The 2305-nt window shown below is 75.6% G+C and carries 2 protein-coding genes and 1 pseudogene; all 3 read right to left on the bottom strand.

Features of this window, described 5'->3' with window-relative positions:
• Positions 1-150 precede the first annotated feature (150 nt).
• The gene (locus L2I40_RS22080; RefSeq protein WP_237217433.1) at positions 151-552 is read right to left on the bottom strand and encodes a hypothetical protein; all 402 of its coding nucleotides are present in this window, start codon (positions 550-552) and stop codon (positions 151-153) included.
• Positions 553-641: 89 nt separating this feature from the next.
• A complete protein-coding gene (locus L2I40_RS22075) occupies positions 642-1601 on the bottom strand; it encodes a Bug family tripartite tricarboxylate transporter substrate binding protein (RefSeq protein ID WP_237217432.1) in 960 nt (319 codons plus the stop codon).
• 28 nt (positions 1602-1629) lie between these two features.
• A pseudogene (locus tag L2I40_RS22070) lies at positions 1630-2305 on the bottom strand (hypothetical protein); the annotation flags it as partial.

Below are 2305 nucleotides of genomic sequence, written 5' to 3'. Positions count from 1 at the left end.
GTTCAGCCCGGACCCGCGAGGACACTGCCGCGGGCCGGGGGCCGGCGCCCGGCACGGCGCGCCTGCAGCGACGGGCGAAGCCAGCCGGCCTTCAACATCCCGGCATCGCCCGCCGGCGCCTTCGGCCGGCGCCGCGGCGGCCCCGGGCGGTCACCGGCGTTCCGTCCCGTCGTCGGGGCCGCCTGGCTCCTCACCCTCCTCCTCGTCCTCTTCCTCGGCGTCGCCCCAGGCCCCGGCCGGCATCGCGATCTCCGGCGTCTCGTGCTGCGACAGGATGGCGGCGGTTTCGTCGTCATAGGCCGGGATGTCGCCATCCTGCTCGCTGGCGAGCCCGAGCGCGGCCGCGGTGGCCGCGACGACGCGGGCGGCCAGCGCCGCGCTGCGCTCGTCCTTGCACTCCAGGACCACCTCGGCGTCGCTGCCGTCGCCCTGGACGATCTCGACCAGGAAGAAGGCGGCGCCGGACCTGCCGCCGCTTTCCCAGATCCCCTCCGCGCCGCGGTGCATCGGGGTGATGGCGATCGAGAGGGGTGAAGCTCCGGTATCGGCCATGGCCGGGGTCCTGCGCGGTGGAACGACCTCAGCGCGCGAGGAGCCTCCGGGATGCACGGCGCGCCCGCCGCATCCCAGGGCGGACGCCGTCAGTCCGGCGTTGCGCCCGAGGCGCGCACGATCGGCGCCCATTTCGCCGTCTCTGCGCGGATGAAGGCTGCTGCCTCGGTCGGCGAGGACGGCGTCGCCTCGATCTGGCGCTGCGCCAGCGCCTCGACGAGTTCCTGGTCCGTCAGCGCCGAGGTCGCGGCGCGATGCAGCGCCGCCAGCACCGGCTCCGGCAGGCCGCGCGGCGCGACGAGCGCGCTCCAATCCGCCATGTCGAACTCGCCGAGGCCCGGCGTCTCGGAGGTCGCCGGCACATCCGGCAGCAGCCGGCTGCGCGCGCGCGTCGAGACGGCGAGCATGCGCAGCCGCCCGGCCTCCGCCTGCGGTCGCGCGCCGGAGGCCGGGGTGAAGGCGAAGTCCACGTTGCCGGTGATCAGGTCGGTGATCAGCGGCGCGCCGCCGCGATAGGGCACGTGGATGTTGCGCAGCCGCGCCATCAGGTTGAGCTGCTCGCCCGCCAGGTGGCCTGCGCCGCCGACGCCCGACGATCCGAAGCTGCGTGGTGCCGTTCGCGACGCGGCCACAAGGTCGGCCACGCTGCGCCACGGCCGCTCGTTCGGCACGGCGAGCACGTTCAGGATCATCGCCACCCGGGTGACGGGCAGCAGGTCGCCCTGCGGGTCGAAGGGAAGGGAGGTGTAGAGCGTCGGGTTGATGGCAAGGCCGCCGATCGTGCCGAGCAGCAGCGTGTGCCCGTCGGGGGCGGCGCGCGCGACGGATTCCGTCGCGATGTTGCCGGCGCCGCCGGTGCGGTTCTCGACCACCACGGGCTGCCCGAGCAGGGCTGCCATCTTGGGCGCCATCAGCCGCGCCGCGATGTCGGTGGTGCCGCCCGGCGGGAAGCCGACGATCAGCCGGATCGTGCGGCTGGGAAAGCCCTGCGCCAGGGCGGGTGCGGCGAGCAGCGCGGGTGCTGCGGCAAGCAGGCTTCGGCGGCGCATGGTTCCCCTCCGTCTCTCCGGCGCGCGGTCAGGCCGGCAGCAGCGTGTCCCGGATCCAGCCCGCGACCGCGCAGGCCTGCGCGTCGCGCTCGGCGAAGCCGCCGAACTGCAGGCCGAGCGGCAGGCCCTCGGCCTCGAGCAGCGGCAGCGCGAAGGCAGGCGCACCCAGCAGCGTCCAGGGCAGCGCGTAGTGGCGCGAGCCGGTGAAGCCGTGGTCCGCGATCGCCGGTCCGCTGGAGCAGAGCAGCACGAAGCCGTCCACGCGGCCGGCGAAGCCCGCGACCGCCTCGCGCAGCCTCTGCCGGTCGGCGAGCGCGCGCCCATAGGCCTCGGCATCCATCGTCGCGGCCCGCGCCAGCAGGTCCTCGATGCGCGCGCCGACGCTGCCTGCGCCATGCGCGCGATAGGCGGCCAGCGGCCAGCGTGCTTCCCAGGCCAGCAGGTCGGTGGCGAAGTCGGAGATGCCGCGCAGCCGGCGTTCCAGCGCGGCGACATCGGCATCGTTGCGCGCATCGAGGATGCGCACGCCGGCCGCCGCGAGCCGCGAGACCGCCGCCTCGAATGCAGCGCGCGAGGGATCCGCCGTCTCGTCCCAGCCGAGCGTGTCGAGGCGCACCAGCGCCGCCGGCTTGCGCGGCGGCGGCGCCGTCTCGGGACCGGCGATCCCGGGATGCGGCGGCGTGCCGCCGGCGCGCCGCCCGATC

Source organism: Falsiroseomonas oryziterrae (assembly GCF_021864505.1).
Lineage (GTDB): Bacteria > Pseudomonadota > Alphaproteobacteria > Acetobacterales > Acetobacteraceae > Falsiroseomonas > Falsiroseomonas oryziterrae.
Note: the sequence above shows the minus strand (reverse complement) of the source record. Positions and strands in the feature narration are given on the sequence as shown.

Excerpts from the sequence above, each read along its gene's own strand:
- L2I40_RS22080 (WP_237217433.1), bottom strand. The coding sequence starts at position 552 with ATGGCCGATACCGGAGCTTCACCCCTCTCGATCGCCATCACCCCGATG.
- L2I40_RS22075 (WP_237217432.1), bottom strand. The coding sequence starts at position 1,601 with ATGCGCCGCCGAAGCCTGCTTGCCGCAGCACCCGCGCTGCTCGCCGCA.